Genomic DNA, 21614 nt, shown 5'->3' on the forward strand with positions numbered 1-21614 from the left:
CATTAATACCATATATTATGCCAGTAAAGTACAATGTCGTGGGACGCAAGAACCCACAAAAGCCCGAAGAGGCTCCGAAGTTTTATGCCAGTGCTAAAGCCGATGGCGAAATCACCCTAAAGGCAATCGCTAAAGAAATAGCAACGGGGTCGACTACCGTTTCGGATACCGACGTATTGGCAACGCTTAACGAACTTACGAAAGTGCTTATAAAACACCTCTCTAATGGAGAAATCGTGAAATTTGGTGATTTTGGAAGTTTCCAAATAACCATCACCAGCGAGGGTGTGGACGACGAAAAGAAATTTACCGCAGCCAACATCAAAGGAAACAAAATTCAGTTCCGCCCAGGTACTGACCTTAAAGAAATGCTTGCTACCGTAAAATACGAAAAGTACAAAAAATAAATCGCAATCCGTGAGAAACTTAAACAGGTACGCTTCCGCTGAAAAACAGGAGCGTACCTGTTGTTTGATAGGTACGTACCCATTGAACGACGGGTTCGTATGTGTTAAGTAACAAATGCGCATACACTAAGCTGAACGCATTAATCTCACGAACCTATAATATAGTTTTATTAATCTGTAGACTTTAAAACCTCTGCAATATTTGGCGGAAAATAACGGGAACTTTTCATCACTTTGCCATCTTCTCGGTAGATAGGTTTTCCGTCAGCGTCAAGTTTACTCATATTACTTCGGTGGATTTCACTAAAAATCTCGTCTATTTTGTATTGCATTCCGTGTTCGATGATGGTTCCACAAAGAATATAGAGCATATCCCCTAAAGCATCAGCTACTTCGACCATATCATTATTTCTGGCAGCTTCCAAATACTCTTGGTTTTCCTCTGCCATTAATTTAAATCGCAAGTTGATAGTTTCAGGGGTTAGCTCAGTGGTGGGTTGTTGTTTTACTCCCAATCCGAAGGCCGTATGAAACTCGGTTACAGCTTTTAATTTACTTTTCATATCCTTTTTTAGGCAACAAAAGTACATTTATTTTACTATTTTGAGCTACTTCATACCGAAAATATAAACACTTACTCCCTAAATTTTAATGGCGAGACATGGTACTTCCTTTTGAAAGCTGTGGAAAAATGTGACACATAATCATAGCCACAGGCTTCTGCAATCTCTGAAATACTCTTGTTCGTTTCCAAAAGAAGTTGCTTAGCTAACTGCATCTTATGATCGAAAAGATATCCGAAAACGGTAGTACCAAATATCTCTTTAAATCCATATTTCAATTTATTTTCATTCAGACCTACACGACGAGAAAGCTCTGATAGGCTCAATGGAGCATGGAAATTATGCATTAAAAGATGACGCACTTCGTGTATTTTATCAATATCGGATTGGGTCTTGCAATGTTTTTTGGTTTTTATGTGCTGTCCCAAAAGTTGTTGCTGCAGAATGAAAAGCTCCAATATTTTGATTTCAGCATAAGTTTCACAAACATTTCCCATCAAATGACTTTGTTCTAACTGCTGAAGTATTGTATTCATCTGAGAAGTAAGCGGAAGTCCGTTTCTATCTGAAAGAATAAAATTTTTATCTCGTTGATACTGATTTAGAAAGCTTTGAAATACTTCGGGATAAGTATTGGCAAGATGCAAAAAACGATCGTTTGAGATAAAAAAACTAGAGAAAACCGTATGGTCATTTTCTCTGAAAAGATCACAACCTTCTTCTTCCGTATCGACAAACAAAACATTGAACATACCTTGCTGTATCGTCAAATCCAGATTTTTCATCTTCACTTTCACACCGTTTTTAGATTGATTTAGTGCAAAAAAACGAACTGAAGGAGTTGTATTCTCACGAATTTGTGTAGCTTCTGAAAAAAGGGATTGCCATTTATAGATTGATATTTCCTTCATATTTTTCACCTGAAGCTGTATATTTCCTACCTCATTTTTCAATGAAAGATTAAAATTTCCCTCATCTCTTCTTGATAAAACAATCTCTTCTTTAGCGATTTTATCAAAATCCATTATTTTCATGATAATTTTCTCCGTTAGATTAAAAAAAATATCCGTTAGATTAAACTCATTAGCAAAAATACAAACTAATTTTGCATACACAAATTTATTTAGAACAAAATTAAATAATCATATGTCAAAGCAATTTTTATCTGTTTTCATTTTTTTTGTTTTCATTTTCATTACCTACTCACAAACTCAATTGGGCAATTTATCAGGTTTTGTATTTGATGAATCCACCAAAAAACCGCTTCCTGCTACTGAGGTTTACTTCAGAGAATTTCAAAAAGGAGTGATTTCGGATAGTAAAGGATTTTTCCGGATAGAAAAGATTCCGCATGGAACGCATACCCTTATCGTGTCTTACCTTGGTTATGAAACTCAAACAATAAAAATTTCCATTGAAGGAGATAAAACCATAAACGTAAGCCTAAAACCAGAGGTAGAATCTCTCAGTGAAGTGGTAGTAAAGGCTCAGAAAAATGAAGAACGTATCTTACGAAACAGTGCCATGACCGTTTCGGTGATTAATTCAAAACAATTTGAAGGTACAACAAGTTCTCTCAATGATGTATTAAACAAAACTGTAGGAGTTACCATTCGCAACACAGGTGGCGTAGGAAGTGCTTCTCGCATTTCAGTTCGAGGATTGGAGGGCAAACGTATCGGTGTTTTCTTGGACGATTCGCCCATAGGGTTATTCTCCGATTATGTATCGCTTCATGATATACCTATTGACCTCATCGAACGTGTAGAAATTTACAAAGGCATTGTTCCCGCTCGACTCGGAGGCTCCGCAATGGGAGGTGCTGTAAATATGATTACAAAGGAATATCCACCTTTATACTATGATGTAAGCTACGAAATAGCGTCATTTAATACACACAAAATTCAAATGATGGGTAAGAGTAATCTTAAAGATGCCGGAATAGAGTTCGGAGCATCAGCAAATTACACATATTCGGACAATGATTATGAAATGGATTTGCCCCATCACCGTGGACTTCGCGTTAAACGTGACCATGACCGACATCGCAAAATGCTTATTGGAACAGGTTTTAAAGCCACCAAATGGTGGTTCGACGAAATATCAATAGAAGCGGTTACCATCCAAACTGACCAACAAATACAGGGTATTGAAACTAACATCAAACACGCTTTCAGCAAAACTAACGTGTTCGCCTTTATCAATGAACTTGAAAAAGATAACTTTCTCATCACAGGATTGGATTTTGATATGAATACAACCATCAGTAGTGCAGAATTCAATTTGAATGACACCTCCATGATGAGGTACAACTGGGATGGAATGTCCTATCCTTCCAGCGGAGAAATAGGATTGTATGCTTCGGACTCTTATCGGAAAAACCTTGCATTAAACAATCGATTAAATCTCAATTACATAATCAGTGAAAATCAAAATATAAACTTCAATTCACAATTAAATCACATCAAAAATTCACCTTTTGACCCTGTAAAAGAACAAATTATAGGCTATCGAACCGATTTTGATAATAAAATGATTAGCTGGGTTGCAGGAATTTCTTATGATTTAAGTAGTCGTAACAAAAAGTGGCTTAATTCTTTAACAGGAAAATACTACCATTATAAGAGCGATGCCAAACAAGCAGGTCTGTTAGGGCTTGGAGGTGTGAAAGACATTAATATTTCCGAAGGAAATTGGGGAATAAATAATGCCATACGATACAATTTTACAGATAATTTGATGATTAAAAGTTCCGTAGCCTATGACGTCCGCTTACCTTCGGACAATGAACTTTTGGGCGATGGATTTTTAACAGCTCCTGCCAGTAACCTATTGCCTGAACGTGGAACAAATGCTAATATAGGATTACTATTTCACAAAAACACCTTAACAGACAAACGATTGGAAATAGAACTAACAGGTTTTTATTCTTATTTAACCAATATGATTCGATATACAGGAGGTCTGCTACAGTCTTTTTATGAGAATTTTGGTGAGATGCGTTCTTTTGGAGTAGAGTTTGATGCCAAAGCGGATATTTTTCCTTCTCTGTACGGATATGTGAATCTTACGTATCAAGATCTTCGAGACATGCGCGATTATGAACCCAATACCTCTATCCCCAACGTGACCAAAGGCAAACGGATGCCCAACATTCCCTATTTTTTGAGCAATATGGGCTTGGAATATCACAAAAAAAATATTTTGGGTGGACAAAATCAAAACACGAGATTGATGTTGGACACTTCTTTCATAGAAGGATATTGGTATGATTTTGAGGTAAGTAAGCATCAAGAACGTCGCATACCTCGTAGTTTAACATTCAATTTTGGTATTGAACACGGATTCAGAAACGGAAAAATATTGCTTTCATTCCGAATGAATAATTTAACAAACGAAAAAGTAATTTCAGAGTTTAATCGTCCGCTTCCAGGACGTAATTTTGGTCTTAAGTTGCGATATCGAATGTAAAAAGTGAAGAACAAAAGCAACGAAGTACACTTAGAACCGTACTAACTGAAAATACATTAATTAACTTATAAAAATGAAATACAATGAAAAAAAATGCAATGTTAGTTGCTTGTTTAGCAACATTTTTCGCAGTAAGTTGCGATAAAGAGAATGAAACTCCTGATGCTATGTCAGGTAAAGGAGAAATTTTAATAGAAGCTACGGTAGTAAATAATGACCTCTCAGGAAGTGGTTACATCCAATTGTTGGACGATATTTCTCCGAAAACGGTAAGTAATCAGAATGCCTTTCCAATTAGCCCCATCACTCCTCCCTCTGTGCATAAAAACTGGATATTTACTTTCCCAAGTTTTTTTGGAACGGACGCTTCTGAATTAACCAAATTCGTCCGTGAAGATGGGGTATTGAAAAAATCGGCTACCATGTCTTTACCTGGGAACTCACAAGCAACACACCTAACTGTCGTAAATGATACCAAGGCTTATTTAGGACTTACAGGCTTAGGTAAAATATTTATTTTCAACCCTACAACGATGGTAAAAACAGGTGAAATAGACCTAAACACCTATGGTGACCCCAATCCTGAGCCTTCGGGTATGATTATTCGCGACAATTTACTATTCGTAACCTTAGGACAATGGAAAGCAGGAACTTGGCTTCCACAAGAAAAAGCGGTTGAAGTACTGATAATCAACACCCAAACAGATGCCATAGAAAAACATATCAAGGAAACAGCCTCAGGATTATCTTTTCCTACCCATCCAGGTGACAGAATCTTGATGGACGAACATAAAAATATTTACCTCGTTTGTATTGGAGCTTTTGGTCAAGTAGATGGATTTGGAGGAGGATTTTTAAGAATCAAAGCCGGAGAAACTGATATTGACCCTACTTTCTCAATGAAATTTGATGACATTACAGTTGCTGATGCTCCTGGGAAAATTTCCTATTTCCTTCCCGCTCGATATATTAAAAACAACATAACCTACGGATATGTGGCTATTAAAGAATATACCCCAGACCAACAAATGAGTCCTTTAGCAGTTATGTATGCTCCTGTAAAAGTAGATTTAAGTAGCAAACAAGTAACTCTCATCAAAGGAATACCTGTTGCCAATGGTTATTCTACAGGAATGGGAATTTATAAAAACAATACATTTTTATTCGGTTCTATTAACCAAACCTCTAAGGGGTTTTACACTTACGACCTCTCTACGGGTAAAGTAAGTACTGAACCTATCATCAAAGTAGAAGGATTCCCTAAGTTTTTCTATTGGTTTGGAGAATAAATATCTTGCCCATGTACAGATAAAGTCTGTAAGGCTTAAGAATTTATACGTTTAGAATCATCGACAATTTCATAAATTTTTCACAGACATGAATATTTTCTATAAAACTGTGGGAATTACAACATCGAAAAGCAATATTCTGACACCTTAAATATCCTTTTTCAGAAATGCAAACCGTTTCCGACTGTTTAAATAATTGAGATTGTCTTGATTATGGTAAGCTTCTCGCTCAAAAATGATGTTGTGGTATGCCTTTTGCCAATTTCGGTATTTGATATATTTAAAAAGAAAATCAAGTACGTACCACAGATAAAAGAAGACTACCAATAGTTCTTTTTGTTGTTGGAGGTGTATTTTTTCGTGATTCAAAAACTGTGGATCGTTTAAACACTCCTTTCTGGATACGAATACAAAAGGAAACAGAGTTATCCCTGAGTATCCTTTGGGAACAAGAAGACGATTAACAATGAATTTCATAGGCTTTAATAAAGAAGGCTATCGCAAAATCGATAGCCTTTTTGTATTTTTTACTCATTGTGTAAAAATTTCTTTTTTGCAGTGAGTTCCTCTTGAGTTTCCTTATTATCTTCATCTGGAACACAACAATCCACGGGACAAACTGCCGCACACTGTGGTTCTTCGTGAAAACCAATACATTCGGTACATTTATCCACTACGATAAAATAGAAATCATCGCTCACGGGTTGTTGTACTTCATCCGCATCGACCTGCTTTCCGTTTGGCAAAACCACCCCTCCACTGAGTGCAGTTCCGTCACTGTAACGCCAATCATCAGCTCCTTCATAAATGGCATTATTGGGACATTCAGGCTCACAAGCTCCACAATTTATGCAATCCTCTGTAATCTTAATGGCCATAGATTTACCTATTAAATTCAAAAACTAGGGGCAAAGATACATATTTTCTATATCTCTCACGCTCATTTTTTGAAATTTAGAATGGTTTCAAATTGATTAAATGTCTCGATTCATATCCCAATTTTCGAGATATTCGCCTACACGTTGCACAAACATACCTCCCAAAGCTCCATTGACAACCCGATGGTCATAGCTATGCGAAAGCATCATTTTATAACGAATACCTATCACATCTCCCTCGGGCGTTTCAATAACTGCAGGTGTTTTCCGAATAGCTCCAATTGCCAAAATTCCGACTTGAGGTTGGTTGATAATCGGTGTTCCGAAAACATTACCAAACGACCCGATATTGGTCACGGTATAGGTTCCGTCTTTGATTTCATCTGGCTTTAACTGATTGGCTCTTGCACGTTTTGCTAAATCATTGACTACTTTAGTCATTCCTCGTAAATTCAACTGATCAGCGTTTTTGATTACTGGAACAATGAGGTTTCCATCAGGCAATGCAGTAGCCATACCAATATTAATATTTTTTTTCTTAATAATGGTCGTCCCTTCTAATGAAATATTCATCATCGGATAGTCTTTCAAAGCTTTAGCAACAGCTTCCATAAAGATAGGGGTAAACGTAAATTTCTCTCCTTCTTGGGCTTCAAATGCTTTTTTGACTTTATTACGCCAATTCCAGATACGGGTAACATCCACCTCTGTAAAACTCTGAACATGAGGTGAAGTGTGTTTACTATGTACCATATGCTCGGCGATGAGTTTGCCCATACGCGACATCTCAATGCGTTCGTCTCCTTTTTGGAAAGATGTCGCCTTTACCTCTGCCACCTTGTTTTGAGGCAACTCAGCAGACCTATTTACTGTTTGTTTCTCCCGATTTTCTAAGTAGGATAGCATATCGTTTTTAGTTACCCGATTATCTGCTCCTGTGCCTTTGATTTGATCAAGCTCTTGCAGTGAAATTCCTTCCTTTTGAGCGATACTTTTCACCAAAGGAGAATAAAATCTATCTGATTTTAAACCACTTACAACAACATCTGTTTTAGTCACATTCTGCTGTAATTGTTCAATTTCTTTTTCTATAACTTTAGCAGTGGTCTCAACCGTAGGTGTAGCAACAGCTTCTGCTGAAGCCTCCGTTTCGATGATTGCCATAACCTCACCAATTTTCACGACTTGGTCAACTTCAAAACGCAATTCAACGACTACTCCCGACACTTCCGAAGGCACTTCAGAATCGACTTTATCTGTAGCAACTTCCACAATTCCTTCATCGACCTCGACTGTATCTCCTACTTTTTTTAACCAATTCGTTACAATCGCCTCTGCAACACTCTCCCCCATTTGAGGTAGTTTTAATTCGTATTTAGCCATTTCTTGTTCTTTATTTAAAATTTAAAGATTCTTTTTTTATTTGTCGTTCAAAATATTTTTCACAAGTACCTCGACTTTCGAAAAAAAACAATCATAAAACCAAGGAGTTTAAAGAAGTAGCAAAGCCCAAATCCTATCTATTTACCTTCAAGAAATATCCTTTTCAAAAATAAACCGACTGACTCTCTACAATCCTTAATTTTTACCCTTTCAGAGCTAATTCGAACGGAATTCGTTGAGTTATACTCCGTCCCAAAGTAACCTCATCGGCATACTCCAACTCTCCCCCAACGGAAATTCCACGAGCTATAGTGGATATCACCACATCGTACTGTTCAATTTGTTTATAAATATAAAAATTTGTGGTATCACCTTCCATAGTGTTACTCAGTGCAAAAATAAGTTCTTTAATCTTACCCGATGCTACCTTTTCGACTAATGACTGAATGTGTAAACTTGACGGAGCTACGCCATCAATAGGAGAAATTTTCCCTCCCAAAACATGATATTGCCCAAAAAATTGCCCCGTATTTTCAATCGCAATCACATCTCTAAAATCTTCTACTACACATACAATACCGTTTTCCCTGCTCGAATTGTTACATATGTCACAGATTTCTACATCAGAAATATTATGGCATTTTTTACAGTACTGAATCTGTGTTCGCAAATTAATCAAAGCTGATGCCAACCTAGCAGATTGCTCCTCAGGTTGTTTTAACAGATGTAAAGCTAACCGCAAAGCAGTTCGCTTTCCTATTGTAGGAAGTTGCGATATCTCATACACCGCATTTTCTAAAATTTTTGACGAAAATTCCATACCGCAAAGATATGAAAAAAGTTTTGAGCTTTGCCTTTTTAAAAATATTTCTTACAAAAAAACATGCTATGTCATTTCTATGTAGTATCTTTGCACATTCAAAAGTTTTATAGTGATATAAAGCCTTTGTAATACATTACGGTTTCGAACGCTTTCTGGTTCTAAAACATAAAATACATCATTAAATAAATAGAGAATTTATGGAAAAAAAATATTCCAGTAACAACACTAACTCACAACGTAGCAATAATTCTTACAAAAAGAGAGAATATTCAAACAACTCATTCCAAAAGAAAGAATATGGAAACTCGGAACGCTCTTCTGACAAACCTTACTACACTAAAAAAGAGTATGGATCATCGGAGCGTACTTACAACAAAAAAGAATACAATTCAGACCGAACTAAAACAAACAGCGGTTTCAAAAAATCGTACAATCCAAACTTCAAAGACACCTCCAACGAAGGGGGATACAGAAAACCGTACAATCCAAATTTCAAAGATGCTTCCAACGAAGGGGGGTACAAAAAATCCTACAATCCGAATTTCAAAAGAAACAACAGTTATAAGAAACCGTTTATCAAAAAAAATTACAACACCGAGATTGAACAACAGGACAACACTCCAGAAACTGGGGAGATACGCCTGAATAAATATATCGCCAATGCAGGAATCTGTTCTCGTCGAAATGCTGATATCTACATTGCTGCGGGAAACGTGGAGGTAAACGGACAGGTAATGACTACATTAGGATATCGTGTACAACCTACCGATGTAGTAAAATTCGACGGAAAAGTGATTTCTTCGGAAAAGAAAGAATACATTTTATTAAACAAACCAAAAGGATTTATCACCACTACAAGTGACGAAAAAGGTCGTAAAACTGTGATGGATTTAGTTGCCAATGCTACTACGGCTCGTATTCTGCCTGTTGGACGTTTGGACAGACCTACCACAGGACTTTTATTACTAACTAATGACGGTGATTTAGCAAAAAAATTAACACATCCAACACATGGTGTACGAAAAATATATCACGTGGTTCTTGACCGTAAGTTAGACTACAAAGATTTTATAAAAATTGAAGAGGGAATTGAACTTGAGGATGGGTTTATTCAAGTAGATGAAATCAGCTATGTGAACGACAAACCTAAAAATGAAATAGGTGTTAAAATTCACAGCGGAAGAAACCGTATTGTCCGTCGTATTTTCGAACATCTGGGGTATGAAATTGAAAAATTAGACCGCGTTGTGTTCGCTGGACTTACTAAAAAAGACCTTCCTCGGGGACATTGGCGAAAATTGACTCAACAGGAAATTATTAATTTAAGAAATATAAAGTAAACATACTTATTAAAAAAATAAAACCCTCAAATTTTTATCATACCATTTTTGAAGTAATCATCAGATACTTAAACTTAAAAGACATTCAATTTACAGTTTTGAGATATCTGGCATCCATGAAAATTTGAGGGTTCTCTCTATCTACAAAATCCACTGATTCTCGCCAAAGTCAGGTTTGCGTTTTTGTAAAAAGGCGTTGCGTCCTTCTTTGGCTTCGTCGGTCATATAGGCAAGGCGAGTGGCTTCTACTGCGAAAACTTGTTGCCCTACCATTCTGTCGTCGGTGAGGTTTATCGAAAATTTCAGCATACGGATAGAAGTTAGAGATTTAGCAAGGATTTCCCAAGCCACATTTTAAGCATACAAATCTTCCACTTTGGCGATTTTGCATTTGTCCAAAAACTCACTGAACGAATTGGCAACTTTTACAAAAACAGCCTTTTTCAGTTCGTTGATAATAGTTGTATCTTGCGGATTATCTTCGTCAAGATTGTACAAATCTTCATCGGATAACCCATACTTTTCCACTACTTTATCACTTGCTTTTTGATAAAAATCACCGTGAAAAAGTGCAGGGTGGTCGCACATTCCATAGTAATAATACACTGCACCATAGTCTTGTTTGTCAAGTGATAAACATAACATATCAGCAGCATCAGGATGCTCACATTTACCGATAGACATCATCTTATCTGGTAAAACATCAAAATCGTATTTTGAATGTACGTTTGATAAAATGAGTTCTGGCAAATTCCAATCCTCCACTCCATTTCCGTTCATATCTTCTTCCAACCAAACAGCAAAAAACGATACCAAAGTGGGCGTTACAGGTCTATTATTATCTTTGCTCCATTTTAAAGGTGTATTAAAAACGATTTCGTGTGTATGCTTAAAAGTATCGCTATCATCAACAAAGCCAGGCGAAACATAACCACCATTGTTTTTAAGTAAAAAGTTTTTGTAATCACTTGGAATATTTTTATAATCAAATTTCTCGGCTAAAATTCGTTCTACTTTTTTTAGCAATTCATCGTTTAATTTTGGAAAAGATTTTTTTAGTTCCATATAAATTCACTTTATATTTTTTTAAATGGTGGTTGTAAGGACAGGTAATTATTAACCATTGCCCCCTACGAAATCCACTGATTCTCCCCGAAGTCAGGTTTTGGGTTTTACAAATCACCTATCTTTTCACTACAATACCCAATGCTTCCAGGATTTGGTCGTCTTGGAAGAGAACTTTGGCATACGCCACCAGCTCGGTATAGCTAGGGTAAAGTTTGTCCAACGCTTCATCGCGGATTTCAGTAGCTTTTTGGGCTTCGCCAGCCTCTTTTTTCTGATTTTCTTTTAAGGTAGATAGCTCCTGCAAAGCCGTTTTTTGAGTCTCCAAGTTGGTTTGTGTGATGTTGATAGTACCTACTTTTGCCAAGAAGTCCGAATTGCCCAACAGTTGTCCATAGAAATTGCTTACCTGCTGATGCCAAGAAGCATAGGCATATTTTCTTTCCCCTGCGAACTCTAATGTTTTGGCTGCTAAAGTATCTCCTTTAAATAAAATTTTACAGAACGATAAATGACGAATGTAAAGTTCATTGATTTGTTTTCTTTTGGCATCAAATTTTTCCGTTTCGGCATACTGCTCGGCGTATTCTTTCTTTTGGTTTTGAGCCAATTGTTCCAGTTCGGCTACCTTTTTTAGGTAGTCATTAAGCTTCTCTTCGGTATAACCCAAAGTTTGCAATTGTGGTAAGATTTCGGGGAGTTTGGCATTAGAAAACACCAGTTTCATTTGCTGAATCTTCGCATCGGCATTCATATACTGGCTCTTGGTGGCTTTTTTCGGCTGGTTTGCCGTAGCATTTCCCTCTGTGGTCTTTTTGTTTTCGTTTTCGTTCATAATAAAATGGATTTAGTTAATGATAAAATTATATTAAGTGGTTATTTTTTGAATATTGGTCTTACAAAAATAGGTTTTCGGCACTGAAAAATGAGTTTTGGTCATCAAAAAATGATATTCGGTCAGTCAAAAATGGATTTCGGTCAGCGAAAATTGATTTTTATAGATTATTTTTACTTTCTGATAACATCACACTTATTTAAGTATTACTTTTTCCTATCTCTATAATTTTTTTAGCAAGTTCTATAAGTTGTTCTAGTTGATTATTTTTCAAATTAAGAAGAGGTTTATCTTCTTTCCTACTTCGTAAAGGGTCTTTATGTATTTCTGTAAGTGCTTGTTTTATATAATTTACATATTCTGAGTTGTCTCCATCTTTACCATTTTTATTTAATTCTTCAGAAAATCCAACAATAGCTTTAGCAATCGTTTGTTTATAGGCATAATCTTCTATAATATTCTTTTGTTTCGTATACTGATTGGCACAAAATACAGCTCCAATAATAGGAATAGGCAATAACAATATTCTTCCCAAAATCATAAACCATTGGTCTTGAATATTGTACATAACCCACAGTCCTAAACCAAGAGTTCCACATAAACAAACTCCTGCCCCTACAATCCACCAAACCCAATAATACCATTTATTAGCTTGTTCGTGCTGGGTAGAAAATGCAGCACTTAATCCTTCTGCCGTTTTATAGTTTAATGCTTGTTTAGCTGTCTCTATTAGATTTTGAGCCTCTTTTAGTATGCTTTTTCTTTCTTCTTCGTATTTTTTTAATTTTTCTGAAATAGAATTGGTTTCTGCTTCAATTTGAGCGAGCCTTTTATCTCTACTATGAATATTTTCAGCAAATGTCTGTATCAATTTATTGTTTGAACTTGCCTCCTTTTCAAATTCTGAAATAGTGTCCAAACTAATTTCAGCATCTCTTTTTATTGAATCTAAATCCTCATTTAAAGTTTGTTGCTTATCTGTCTCATTAGACATCTCTTTTAGTTTTTGAGAAATTTCTTTGAAAGTTTCTATAGAGTTCTCTAACTTTTTATCTATATCTTCTTGTGTTTCTTTGATTAAATTAGAATTCTTATTTATCTCCATTTTAAACATTAAAGCGTCTCTCAGAACATCTTTCAACTCCATTTTTATTTTTCTGACATTCTCTATCTCTTTTTCAAATTCTATTTGATGCTCAGAAAAATTTCTAACATTGTAATTACGAAGGATTTTCTTTAAATTATTGACATAACTATATAAATTGCTCGGATTTTCAAGATAAGACAGAATGTTATTTAAAGTGGAAATAATATTTCTTCTCTCATCATAATCTGATAGTTTCAAAAACTTATTTTTATGCTGTGTAAGTGTTGATAAATCTGTCAGTAAAGATTCTATTCCTCCTATCAAACCTCGATAAGAATACTCATTTTCTTGTCCAAATGTTTGATTTTGGAATTGTTTTAAATTGAGAGTCTTTATTTTCTCCCTAATATCACCTCTTATCTTTCTAATATCATCTACTGTTTTAATATTCATAATAAAAAAGAAGAACCATATTATTAAAATATATTTAACTAATCCACTGATTCTCCCCAAAGTCAGGTTTTCGTTTTTCGAGGAAAGCGTTTCGTCCTTCCTTGGCTTCGTCGGTCATATAGGCAAGGCGAGTGGCTTCTCCTGCAAAGACTTGTTGCCCTACCATTCCGTCGTCGGTGAGGTTCATTGCGAATTTCAGCATACGGATAGAAGTTGGCGACTTAGCAAGGATTTCTTGAGCCCATTCATACGCTTCCTCTTCCAAACGAGCGTGAGGTACTACTTTATTCACCATCCCCATTTCAAAAGCCTCTTGTGCGGAGTAATTTCTCCCTAAAAAGAAAATCTCACGAGCTTTTTTCTGTCCTACCATTTTTGCCAAATATGCCGAGCCATAGCCTCCATCAAAGCTGGTAACATCGGCATCGGTTTGTTTGAAAATTGCGTGTTCTTTACTGGCTAAGGTGAGGTCGCACACCACGTGAAGCGAGTGTCCGCCACCTACTGCCCATCCGTTTACCGCCGCGATGACCACTTTGGGCATAAATCGGATAAGTCGCTGTACTTCTAATATGTTGAGTCGGTGTCTGCCGTCTTCGCCTACATAACCTTGATGACCACGAGCCTTTTGGTCGCCACCGCTACAAAATGCGTGTCCGCCATCTTTGGGGCTGGGACCTTCCCCCGTGAGGATCACCACGCCTACACTCGCATCTTCGTACACGTGATAGAAAGCGTCGTAAAGCTCAGAGGTGGTTTTTGGGCGGAATGCGTTACGTACTTCTGGTCGGTTAAAGGCGATTCTCGCTACGCCGTTACATTTTTTGTAGGTAATATCTTCGTATTCTTTTACAGTTTGCCAATTCATATGTTGTAATCAATAATAAACAATTTATTTAATGAACAATTTTGAGAGATTATACTTTATAAAATTGTTCATTATTAGTTAATTCCCTTTTTTATAATCTGCTAAAAATTGAGCTAAACCACTATCAGTTAATGGATGTTTTAGTAGTCCCACAATTGCGGATAGCGGAGCTGTAATCACATCCGCACCTATTTTGGCACATTGCATAATATGCATCGTATGACGAACAGAAGCAGCTAAAATTTCAGTCTCAAATCCGTAATTATCATATATAAGTCGGATATCTTCAATCAGAGTAAGTCCATCGCTGGAAATATCGTCTAACCGCCCGATAAAAGGAGATACATACGTAGCTCCTGCTTTGGCTGCCAACAAAGCTTGTCCTGCCGAGAATACTAGCGTACAATTAGTTTTAACTCCTCTGTCTGAAAAATATTTGATAGCTTTGATACCATCTTTAATCATTGGTATTTTCACCACTATTTGTGGATGCAACTCTGCCAAGGCCGTCCCCTCTTTGACAATCCCCTCATAATCAGTAGCAATTACCTCTGCAGAAACATCTCCATCGACAATGTCACAAATATTTATATAATGCTTTAAAATGTTGTTTGTGCCTGTGATACCTTCCTTTGCCATTAATGAAGGATTGGTCGTTACTCCATCTAAAACTCCTAAATCTTGAGCTTCACGGATTTGATCTAAATTTGCTGTGTCAATAAAAAATTTCATAATATTGCTTATTTGAGTTCAAAGTTTAAGGTTACCTATTCTCTACAATTCATAATGTTTCATCAACATTCGCTCGTAGGTTTTACTTGGTAAAACACGTTTAAGTACAATGGAAAACTTTTGTAAGAAGTTACCTTGTTTATAATGTACGTTAGGGTGCTTGGTTTTTATAATTTTATATATTTTTTCTGCCATTTCAATGGGATTTCCTCCCGAATCTACATGCTTATTCATCAAATCTAAAGATTTTTGATATTTTTCTCTATAAGCAGAACCTTCTTTCACAGGCGCATGATAACGTCGAGAAGCAATATCGGTAGCGTAGTCTCCTGGTGCGATAGTTGTCACTTGGATTCCAAAATTTTTTAATTCCATTCGTAAACTTTCTGACATCAGCATTAAAGCTCCTTTACTTGCTGAATAGGCTCCCCGAAAGGGCAATCCCATATACCCTGCTATGGAAGTAACGTTGATAATCAATCCACTTTTTCGATTTCGCATTGTAGGAAGTACTTTTTGAATCAAGTAAATGGCTCCAAAAAAATTCGTAGCGAACACATTTTCAAGCTCTTCGGAAGGTAATTCTTCCACGGCTCCTGAAATTCCTACACCTGCATTATTGATCAGTATATCAACTTTACCTACTTCAGAGAGAATGCTTTGGATTGCCTTATCGACACTTTCTTTACAGCGTACATCCATAGGCAAAAGCCGAAAAGGTAGAGATTTACCTTCTACATTCCGAGCTGTTCCATAAACAGTAAATCCTTTTTCTTTAAGGAGTAACGCCGTTTCTTTGCCTATTCCCGAAGTTGCTCCGGTGATTAAAACTATTTTTCCGTTTTTCATTACTATTGTCTAATAGCCCTTACCTCTACTCTTCGAGGAGTGCGATTCGTTTCACCCTTTTTAATATGGCTACTTTCGTTGGTTATATTCGATTTATCTCGTAGTATATCAAGAATATAATGATTTGAATATTCTCCTTTTTGAACATAATAATTTCCTTCAGCGTCTATCAGAACAAAACTCCCACAAGGATATTGTAACGGAAAGAATAAATCACGTAATGTTTTATTTTTATCCTCCAGCCAAGTGATTTTCTTCCCATAATCTTTGATTCCATCTCGTTCGTTATAAACAAAAAACTGACTTACATCTTTCTTCTTTTGTATTTTTTTCAAATAATCTTTAATCAAAGCATAGTAGCTCGAATCTTCAGGAGAATCATTACAAGGATCCTTCCCGTGATGATAATTTACTACAATAATGTTTTTCTCGGGAACGGATTGACCCGAAAATCCAGACAATTCGGTACGAATTACTGCTAACTGTTCAAGAGTTATTTTTCCTCTTTTAACTCGTTGAACCTGCACGTGCATTACTACTGAATCCAATTCATAAGTTAGGATATAGTGATTATTCGATTTTCTGTAGTCATTGAATTTCTTAGCTGAAATATATTCTAAATCATCGTTCAAATAAACATGCTTTTGCTGTGAAAATACAGGCAATGAAAACAAACACATTACGAAAATCAACCATTGTCTATTCATATCAACTTTTTTTATTATTCACTCCTGCAAATATAAAAATTAAATCCTTATTTTGTTTTTTTATTGCGGAAAAATCAGTTTCAACTGGACATACCTCGGCATATTTTTTTCTTTTTTTTCAGGTATGTTGTTTAAATTTGCCAACGATATTCCTAACAGACGAACTGAATCCTCTAAAGGTTGTTTATAGAGTAATTCTTTAGCATGATAAGATATATCCTCCTCTTTATCAACATAATGCAATAAGGTTTTACTACGGGTATTAATTGAAAAATTACCATACTTGATTTTTAGTGTTACGGTTTTCCCCGCTATCTTTTTACGTTGTAACCGCTGACTTAATTCTTTAGCGATCACTGTTAGTTTTTCTTCCATAAACACCTCACTGGTAATGTTTTTCTCAAAGGTATGTTCAACGCCTAATGACTTTGGCAATCGATATGATTTAACTTCACTCAGGTGGATACCTCGTGCTAATTCATAGAAGTAAGTTCCTCTATTACCAAAATGAAGTTCTAAGAACTCTAAAGATTTTTCTCTCAAATCTTTACCCGTGAAAATTCCATTCAGATACATTTTTTCAGCTGTAACCTTTCCTATACCATGAAATTTTTTAATGTCCAAAACATCTAAAAAACCTTGCACTTCTTCCAAAGGTACCGTTTTTTGTCCATTAGGCTTGTTAAAATCACTGGCTATTTTGGCTACAAATTTATTGACGGAGACACCTGCTGAAGCGGTAAGTCCCGTGGTTTCGAAAATACGCTGACGAATTTCTTGAGCCAAAAAAGTTGCTGAAGGATTATTCTTTTTATTGTGAGTTACATCTAAGTAAGCCTCATCCAAGGATAGGGGTTCTACCAAATCGGTATATTCATAAAAAATAGAGCGAATTTGCATTGAAATTTCACGATAGCGCTCAAAACGTGGTGGCACAAAAATGAGCTGTGGACATAGTTTCTTTGCCTGAACTCCACTGATAGCACTTCGCACCCCGTATCTTCGTGCTTCATAACTGGCAGCTGCTACAACTCCTCGTTCCTTTTCGCTACCTACGGCTATGGGTTTCCCTCGCAACTGTGGAAAATCGAGCTGTTCCACCGAAGCATAAAAAGCGTCCATATCCACATGGATGATTTTTCGCAAAGGTATGTCTGTCAGAGATTCCATTTTATTTACCAAGCATTTCAGTATGCAAAAATATAAGACTTACCAAGTTCAAGCTATTTTTTCATTCTTTCGATTGTCGAATACTTTTGTTTTTAGATAAGCCTTTATGCCCATTATAAAAATATTTGAGTTTATTAGTTATTTTGATATTCTACTTTTCCATTAGGTTTAAAAAGAACCTTGGATTTCAAAATAGTTACATCTTCCAAACTTCAAACGTAAAAACGATACTGATACTTGGTTAGTTACGGGTGTGATTGTAGTAATTCATGTATTTTTTGTATATTACCCAGATTATAGCACGAGCCTTGATTTTTTTTCCTGCATTTGTCCGTTAAATGTCGTATAGTCACTTTCAATCCGCTCTTCTTCTTCCCTTAACCACCGTAAAACGAAAATATTCTGTCTTTTTTTGATTTTTCCAGTACATTTCACAAGAAAGACCTACTAAATTATACAAAGAAATTTTACAAAATCAAAAAAGCACGAATAGATAAAACGGTTGAATAAACAACATCAAGAGTAAATTATTTTTCTGAAAAATTCTCTATGATTTTATCCACAATCACCTGTGCCAATTTTGTCTTACTTTCAGCAGTCCAACCTGCAATATGAGGTGTAAGTATTACATTGTCAGCTTCTAATAAATATCTAAACGAAGCAGGGAGTTCATCAGTAAAGAAATCCTCAAAGGACGTTTTCTCGTACTCTAATACGTCTAGCCCTGCTCCTTTGATTTTGCCTGACTTTAAGGCTTCAACCAAATCATCAGTTACAACGCTTTTCCCTCGTGCAGTGTTCAATAACCAGAATGGTTTTTTGAACCTGTGGATGAAATCAGTATTCATCATTTTTGTTGTTAATGGGGTTTGCGGTGTGTGTAAACTCACCACATCCGATTGTTCAAAAAACTCATCCAAGGACACTTGTCGTGCGTTTTCATCGCCTACATTGGGTTTTATGTCATAACAAATCACTTGACAATCAAACCCTTTCAATTTTCGAGCAAACGATTTTCCCATATTCCCGTAACCAATAATGCCTACGGTTTTATAATCTAATTCCGACCCTCGATTTTCTTCACGTAGCCACACACCTCGCTCAATTTCACGATTCGATTTTTTAAACTTATTTAACAGCGCTAATAACATTCCGAGAGTGTGTTCGCCTACCGCATTACGATTTCCTTCGGGAGAGGATATTATCATAACTCCCTTTTGCTCAGCGTATTCACAATCAATATTTTCAAGACCTGCTCCTACTCTGGCAATAAATTTTAAGCGAGTTGCCTTATCCAAAAACAACTTATCAATTGCGAACCGACTGCGAAGGATGACACCATCATATTGGTCGATTTTGCTTTCGATTTGGGATTTTGAACTTTTATAATCTTCGTGATTTTCAAATCCATGAGCAGTAAGTTGCTCTATTATTAACGGATGATTCGTGTCAATATGGAGTATTCTCATTCTTTTTCTGTAAATAATCGTATTTTTTCTTCTTCCTTTTGTCTCATTTGCTGACTTTCCGATTCGGATTTGTCCTTATAGCCACATAAATGCAATATGCCGTGAGCCATGACTCGTAATAGCTCTTCCTTAAAAGAAACCTCAAAATCATTAGCATTGTCACACACTCGTTCCACAGAGATATAAATATCTCCAGCAATTTGAAAATCTTCAGTATAGTCAAAAGTAATAATATCCGTTAAGGTATCGTGGTTAAGATATTGTACATTGATTTTATGTAACTGCTCATCGTTACAAAAAATGTAGTTTATATCGCCAATTTTATGATTTTCAGTATTACAAATCATCTTTACCCACGATTTTAGATCGTTTTTCTTGTACGGAAGCTTAAATTTTGTTTCGGAAAAAAAAGAAATCATATTTTTTTATTTAAATAAGCATTAGGCTACTATTTCCATAATTTCAGTAAACATTCGATATTTACCAGTAAAAAACAAAAAACAGCATAAATTGTTTTCTGACTTGGAAAATATTACTATTTCTACCTTATTACACATAAAAAGGAAGTATACTAAATATAAATAGAAGAATAATTTACCTTTTTTAAGTGTAAGTGATTAAAAAATTAATCAAAATATTTCACCTGACCATGGGAATTCATCACTTGCAGTCACTTTAAAGCATGTAGTCTCGATACCAAAATTACTCTAATGATTTTATTCCCCTACAAAGCCTGACAAAAAATGATTTTGACAATAGTTTTTTTTATATATAACAACATTTAGGAGGCAAAGATAGTGTTTATTTAGAATAAAATAAATACCTTTGGCGGAATTATTTTTTGTTATCTAATGCAATCATTTTTGAACTCAATCGCAAAAAACATACTATGAAATCAATTGAACAAATACGCAGTGATTTTCCTATCCTGAACCGACTTGTAAATAACAAACCCTTGATATATTTCGACAATGGAGCCACTTCGCAAACTCCTAATCAAGTAATTAATACCATTGTAAATTACTACACTCAACTTAACGCCAATATCCACCGCGGGGTGCATACTCTCAGTCAGGAATCTACCGATGCCTACGAACAAGCTCGTGAAAAGTTGCGAAAACATTTCAATGCCAAAAAATCATGTGAAATCATTTTTACTTCGGGAACAACAGAGTCCATTAACTTGGTTGCCAACGGATACACTTCTCTTTTGAAATCAGGAGATGAAATCATAGTATCGGCATCAGAACATCATAGCAATATCGTGCCATGGCAGTTTGTTTGCGAACGCACCGGTGCTACACTGAAAGTTATTCCGATGAACGAACAGGGGATTTGGAATATGGAATCCTTTGATAACTTATTAACTTTCAGTACAAAACTTGTGTGTGTGCAACATGTTTCGAATGCTTTGGGAAATATACATCCCATTGCTGAAATCATTGAAAAGGCTCATCAAAGAGGAGCTAAGGTTTTGGTTGATGGTGCTCAATCCGCGCCTCATATCCAGCCTGATGTTCAATCACTTGATGTTGATTTTTATGCTGTTTCTGCTCATAAAATGTACGGGCCAACAGGAGTGGGTATACTTTATGGAAAAGAAGAATTGTTAAATGCTATCCCTCCCTATCAAGGTGGAGGCGAAATGATAAAAGAAGTCCGTTTCGAAGGTTCAACATACGCTGATTTGCCTTATAAATTTGAAGCAGGAACGCCTAACATCTGTGGGGGTATTGCATTTGGAGCTGCAATTGATTACATACATGAATTAGGTATCGAAAATATAGCCAAACACGAACAAGCTTTGCTAAGATACGCTGTTGAAAAACTAAAAGAACTTGAAGATATTCAACTTTATGGAAATCCTGACTTGAGTAAACGAACTGCAGTTATATCGTTCAATTTCAGAGGAATACATCCGTATGATGTAGGAAGCATACTGGATAAATTGGGTATTGCCGTTCGCACAGGACACCATTGCACTCAGCCTATTATGGATTTCTTTTGCATTCCAGGAACAATTAGAGTCAGTTTTGCGGTTTACAATACCTTTGAAGAAATTGATACTTTTGTCGAGGCTTTAAAAAAAGCTCATATGATGCTAAGTTAAAGTATCAAATCTCTTCTGTTTCGGATATAATTGTGCAAAAGACCTAGTCGATTGAATTCTGATAATCAGATTTTTATAAAAACGCAAAAAAAAAAAAAAAAAAAAAAAAAAAAAA

At 35.9% G+C, this 21614-nt stretch carries 21 protein-coding genes and 1 pseudogene; 5 read left to right on the forward strand and 17 right to left on the reverse strand.

What is annotated here, in order from left to right; all coding sequences use genetic code 11:
• Positions 1-17 precede the first annotated feature (17 nt).
• Positions 18-407: an HU family DNA-binding protein gene (locus CCAND38_RS05135; protein WP_041986250.1), complete on the forward strand. Its 390-nt coding sequence runs from the start codon at positions 18-20 to the stop codon at positions 405-407.
• Between the two features lie 170 nt (positions 408-577).
• Here CCAND38_RS05135 and CCAND38_RS05140 read toward each other — a convergent pair whose 3' ends face one another.
• On the reverse strand, positions 578-970 hold the full coding sequence (locus CCAND38_RS05140; protein ID WP_042344164.1) for a pyrophosphohydrolase domain-containing protein: 393 nt from the start codon (positions 968-970) through the stop codon (positions 578-580).
• Between the two features lie 71 nt (positions 971-1041).
• A complete protein-coding gene (locus tag CCAND38_RS05145; protein ID WP_197066332.1) occupies positions 1042-1995 on the reverse strand; it encodes a helix-turn-helix domain-containing protein in 954 nt (317 codons plus the stop codon).
• Positions 1996-2116: 121 nt separating this feature from the next.
• Here CCAND38_RS05145 and CCAND38_RS05150 point away from each other — a divergent pair, with 121 nt between their 5' ends.
• Together CCAND38_RS05150 and CCAND38_RS05155 are read left to right on the forward strand one after the other, a co-directional pair.
• Positions 2117-4441 (forward strand): TonB-dependent receptor, encoded by a 2325-nt coding sequence (locus tag CCAND38_RS05150; RefSeq protein WP_042344189.1) that lies wholly within the window; start codon positions 2117-2119, stop codon positions 4439-4441.
• 83 nt (positions 4442-4524) lie between these two features.
• On the forward strand, positions 4525-5730 hold the full coding sequence (locus CCAND38_RS05155; RefSeq protein ID WP_052458135.1) for a DUF4374 domain-containing protein: 1206 nt from the start codon (positions 4525-4527) through the stop codon (positions 5728-5730).
• Between the two features lie 147 nt (positions 5731-5877).
• Here CCAND38_RS05155 and CCAND38_RS05160 read toward each other — a convergent pair whose 3' ends face one another.
• The 4 genes from CCAND38_RS05160 to recR all read right to left on the reverse strand — a co-directional run bounded on the left by CCAND38_RS05160 (position 5878) and on the right by recR (position 8811).
• Positions 5878-6207 (reverse strand): hypothetical protein, encoded by a 330-nt coding sequence (locus CCAND38_RS05160; protein WP_042344165.1) that lies wholly within the window; start codon positions 6205-6207, stop codon positions 5878-5880.
• 50 nt (positions 6208-6257) lie between these two features.
• Entirely contained in the window at positions 6258-6608 is a 351-nt protein-coding gene (locus CCAND38_RS05165; RefSeq protein ID WP_042009903.1) for a 4Fe-4S binding protein, read from the reverse strand.
• Between the two features lie 96 nt (positions 6609-6704).
• Positions 6705-7991 (reverse strand): dihydrolipoamide acetyltransferase family protein, encoded by a 1287-nt coding sequence (locus CCAND38_RS05170; protein WP_042344166.1) that lies wholly within the window; start codon positions 7989-7991, stop codon positions 6705-6707.
• Positions 7992-8193: 202 nt separating this feature from the next.
• Positions 8194-8811: a recombination mediator RecR gene (gene recR / locus CCAND38_RS05175; protein WP_042009899.1), complete on the reverse strand. Its 618-nt coding sequence runs from the start codon at positions 8809-8811 to the stop codon at positions 8194-8196.
• A 200-nt stretch (positions 8812-9011) separates the two neighbouring features.
• On the opposite strand from recR, the gene CCAND38_RS11500 reads away from it, so the two are divergent.
• On the forward strand, positions 9012-10154 hold the full coding sequence (locus tag CCAND38_RS11500) for a pseudouridine synthase (RefSeq protein ID WP_082023481.1): 1143 nt from the start codon (positions 9012-9014) through the stop codon (positions 10152-10154).
• 141 nt (positions 10155-10295) lie between these two features.
• On the opposite strand, the pseudogene CCAND38_RS05185 reads toward CCAND38_RS11500, so the two are convergent.
• From CCAND38_RS05185 to ybeY, 11 genes and pseudogenes are all read right to left on the reverse strand, one after another.
• A pseudogene (locus CCAND38_RS05185) lies at positions 10296-10502 on the reverse strand (1,4-dihydroxy-2-naphthoyl-CoA synthase); the annotation flags it as partial.
• 6 nt (positions 10503-10508) lie between these two features.
• Entirely contained in the window at positions 10509-11219 is a 711-nt protein-coding gene (locus CCAND38_RS05190; RefSeq protein ID WP_042344169.1) for an SMI1/KNR4 family protein, read from the reverse strand.
• Between the two features lie 118 nt (positions 11220-11337).
• Complete coding sequence (locus CCAND38_RS05195; protein WP_042344171.1) at positions 11338-12054, reverse strand: PQLLE family protein; 717 nt, start codon at positions 12052-12054, stop codon at positions 11338-11340.
• Between the two features lie 199 nt (positions 12055-12253).
• Positions 12254-13594, reverse strand: a complete 1341-nt coding sequence (locus CCAND38_RS05200; protein WP_042344172.1) for an AAA family ATPase — start codon at positions 13592-13594, stop codon at positions 12254-12256.
• A gap of 34 nt (positions 13595-13628) precedes the next feature.
• Positions 13629-14462 (reverse strand): 1,4-dihydroxy-2-naphthoyl-CoA synthase, encoded by an 834-nt coding sequence (locus tag CCAND38_RS05205; protein ID WP_042344173.1) that lies wholly within the window; start codon positions 14460-14462, stop codon positions 13629-13631.
• A gap of 78 nt (positions 14463-14540) precedes the next feature.
• Complete coding sequence (gene fsa, locus CCAND38_RS05210; RefSeq protein WP_042344174.1) at positions 14541-15194, reverse strand: fructose-6-phosphate aldolase; 654 nt, start codon at positions 15192-15194, stop codon at positions 14541-14543.
• A gap of 42 nt (positions 15195-15236) precedes the next feature.
• Positions 15237-16043 carry an SDR family oxidoreductase gene (locus CCAND38_RS05215; RefSeq protein ID WP_042344176.1) on the reverse strand — a complete coding sequence of 269 codons (807 nt, stop codon included), beginning with the start codon at positions 16041-16043 and terminating at the stop codon, positions 15237-15239.
• Positions 16044-16045: 2 nt separating this feature from the next.
• On the reverse strand, positions 16046-16750 hold the full coding sequence (locus tag CCAND38_RS05220; RefSeq protein ID WP_042344179.1) for a hypothetical protein: 705 nt from the start codon (positions 16748-16750) through the stop codon (positions 16046-16048).
• A 60-nt stretch (positions 16751-16810) separates the two neighbouring features.
• On the reverse strand, positions 16811-17920 hold the full coding sequence (gene dinB, locus CCAND38_RS05225; protein ID WP_082024958.1) for a DNA polymerase IV: 1110 nt from the start codon (positions 17918-17920) through the stop codon (positions 16811-16813).
• A 527-nt stretch (positions 17921-18447) separates the two neighbouring features.
• Positions 18448-19389, reverse strand: a complete 942-nt coding sequence (locus CCAND38_RS05230) for a 2-hydroxyacid dehydrogenase (RefSeq protein ID WP_042344180.1) — start codon at positions 19387-19389, stop codon at positions 18448-18450.
• Complete coding sequence (gene ybeY, locus CCAND38_RS05235) at positions 19386-19808, reverse strand: rRNA maturation RNase YbeY (RefSeq protein WP_042344181.1); 423 nt, start codon at positions 19806-19808, stop codon at positions 19386-19388. The genes CCAND38_RS05230 and ybeY overlap by 4 nt, the downstream gene beginning before the upstream one ends.
• Before the next feature lie 470 nt (positions 19809-20278).
• Here ybeY and CCAND38_RS05240 point away from each other — a divergent pair, with 470 nt between their 5' ends.
• A complete protein-coding gene (locus tag CCAND38_RS05240; protein ID WP_042344183.1) occupies positions 20279-21499 on the forward strand; it encodes an aminotransferase class V-fold PLP-dependent enzyme in 1221 nt (406 codons plus the stop codon).
• Positions 21500-21614 lie beyond the last annotated feature (115 nt).

The organism is Capnocytophaga canis, assembly GCF_000827555.1.
Taxonomy (GTDB): Bacteria; Bacteroidota; Bacteroidia; order Flavobacteriales; family Flavobacteriaceae; genus Capnocytophaga; species Capnocytophaga canis.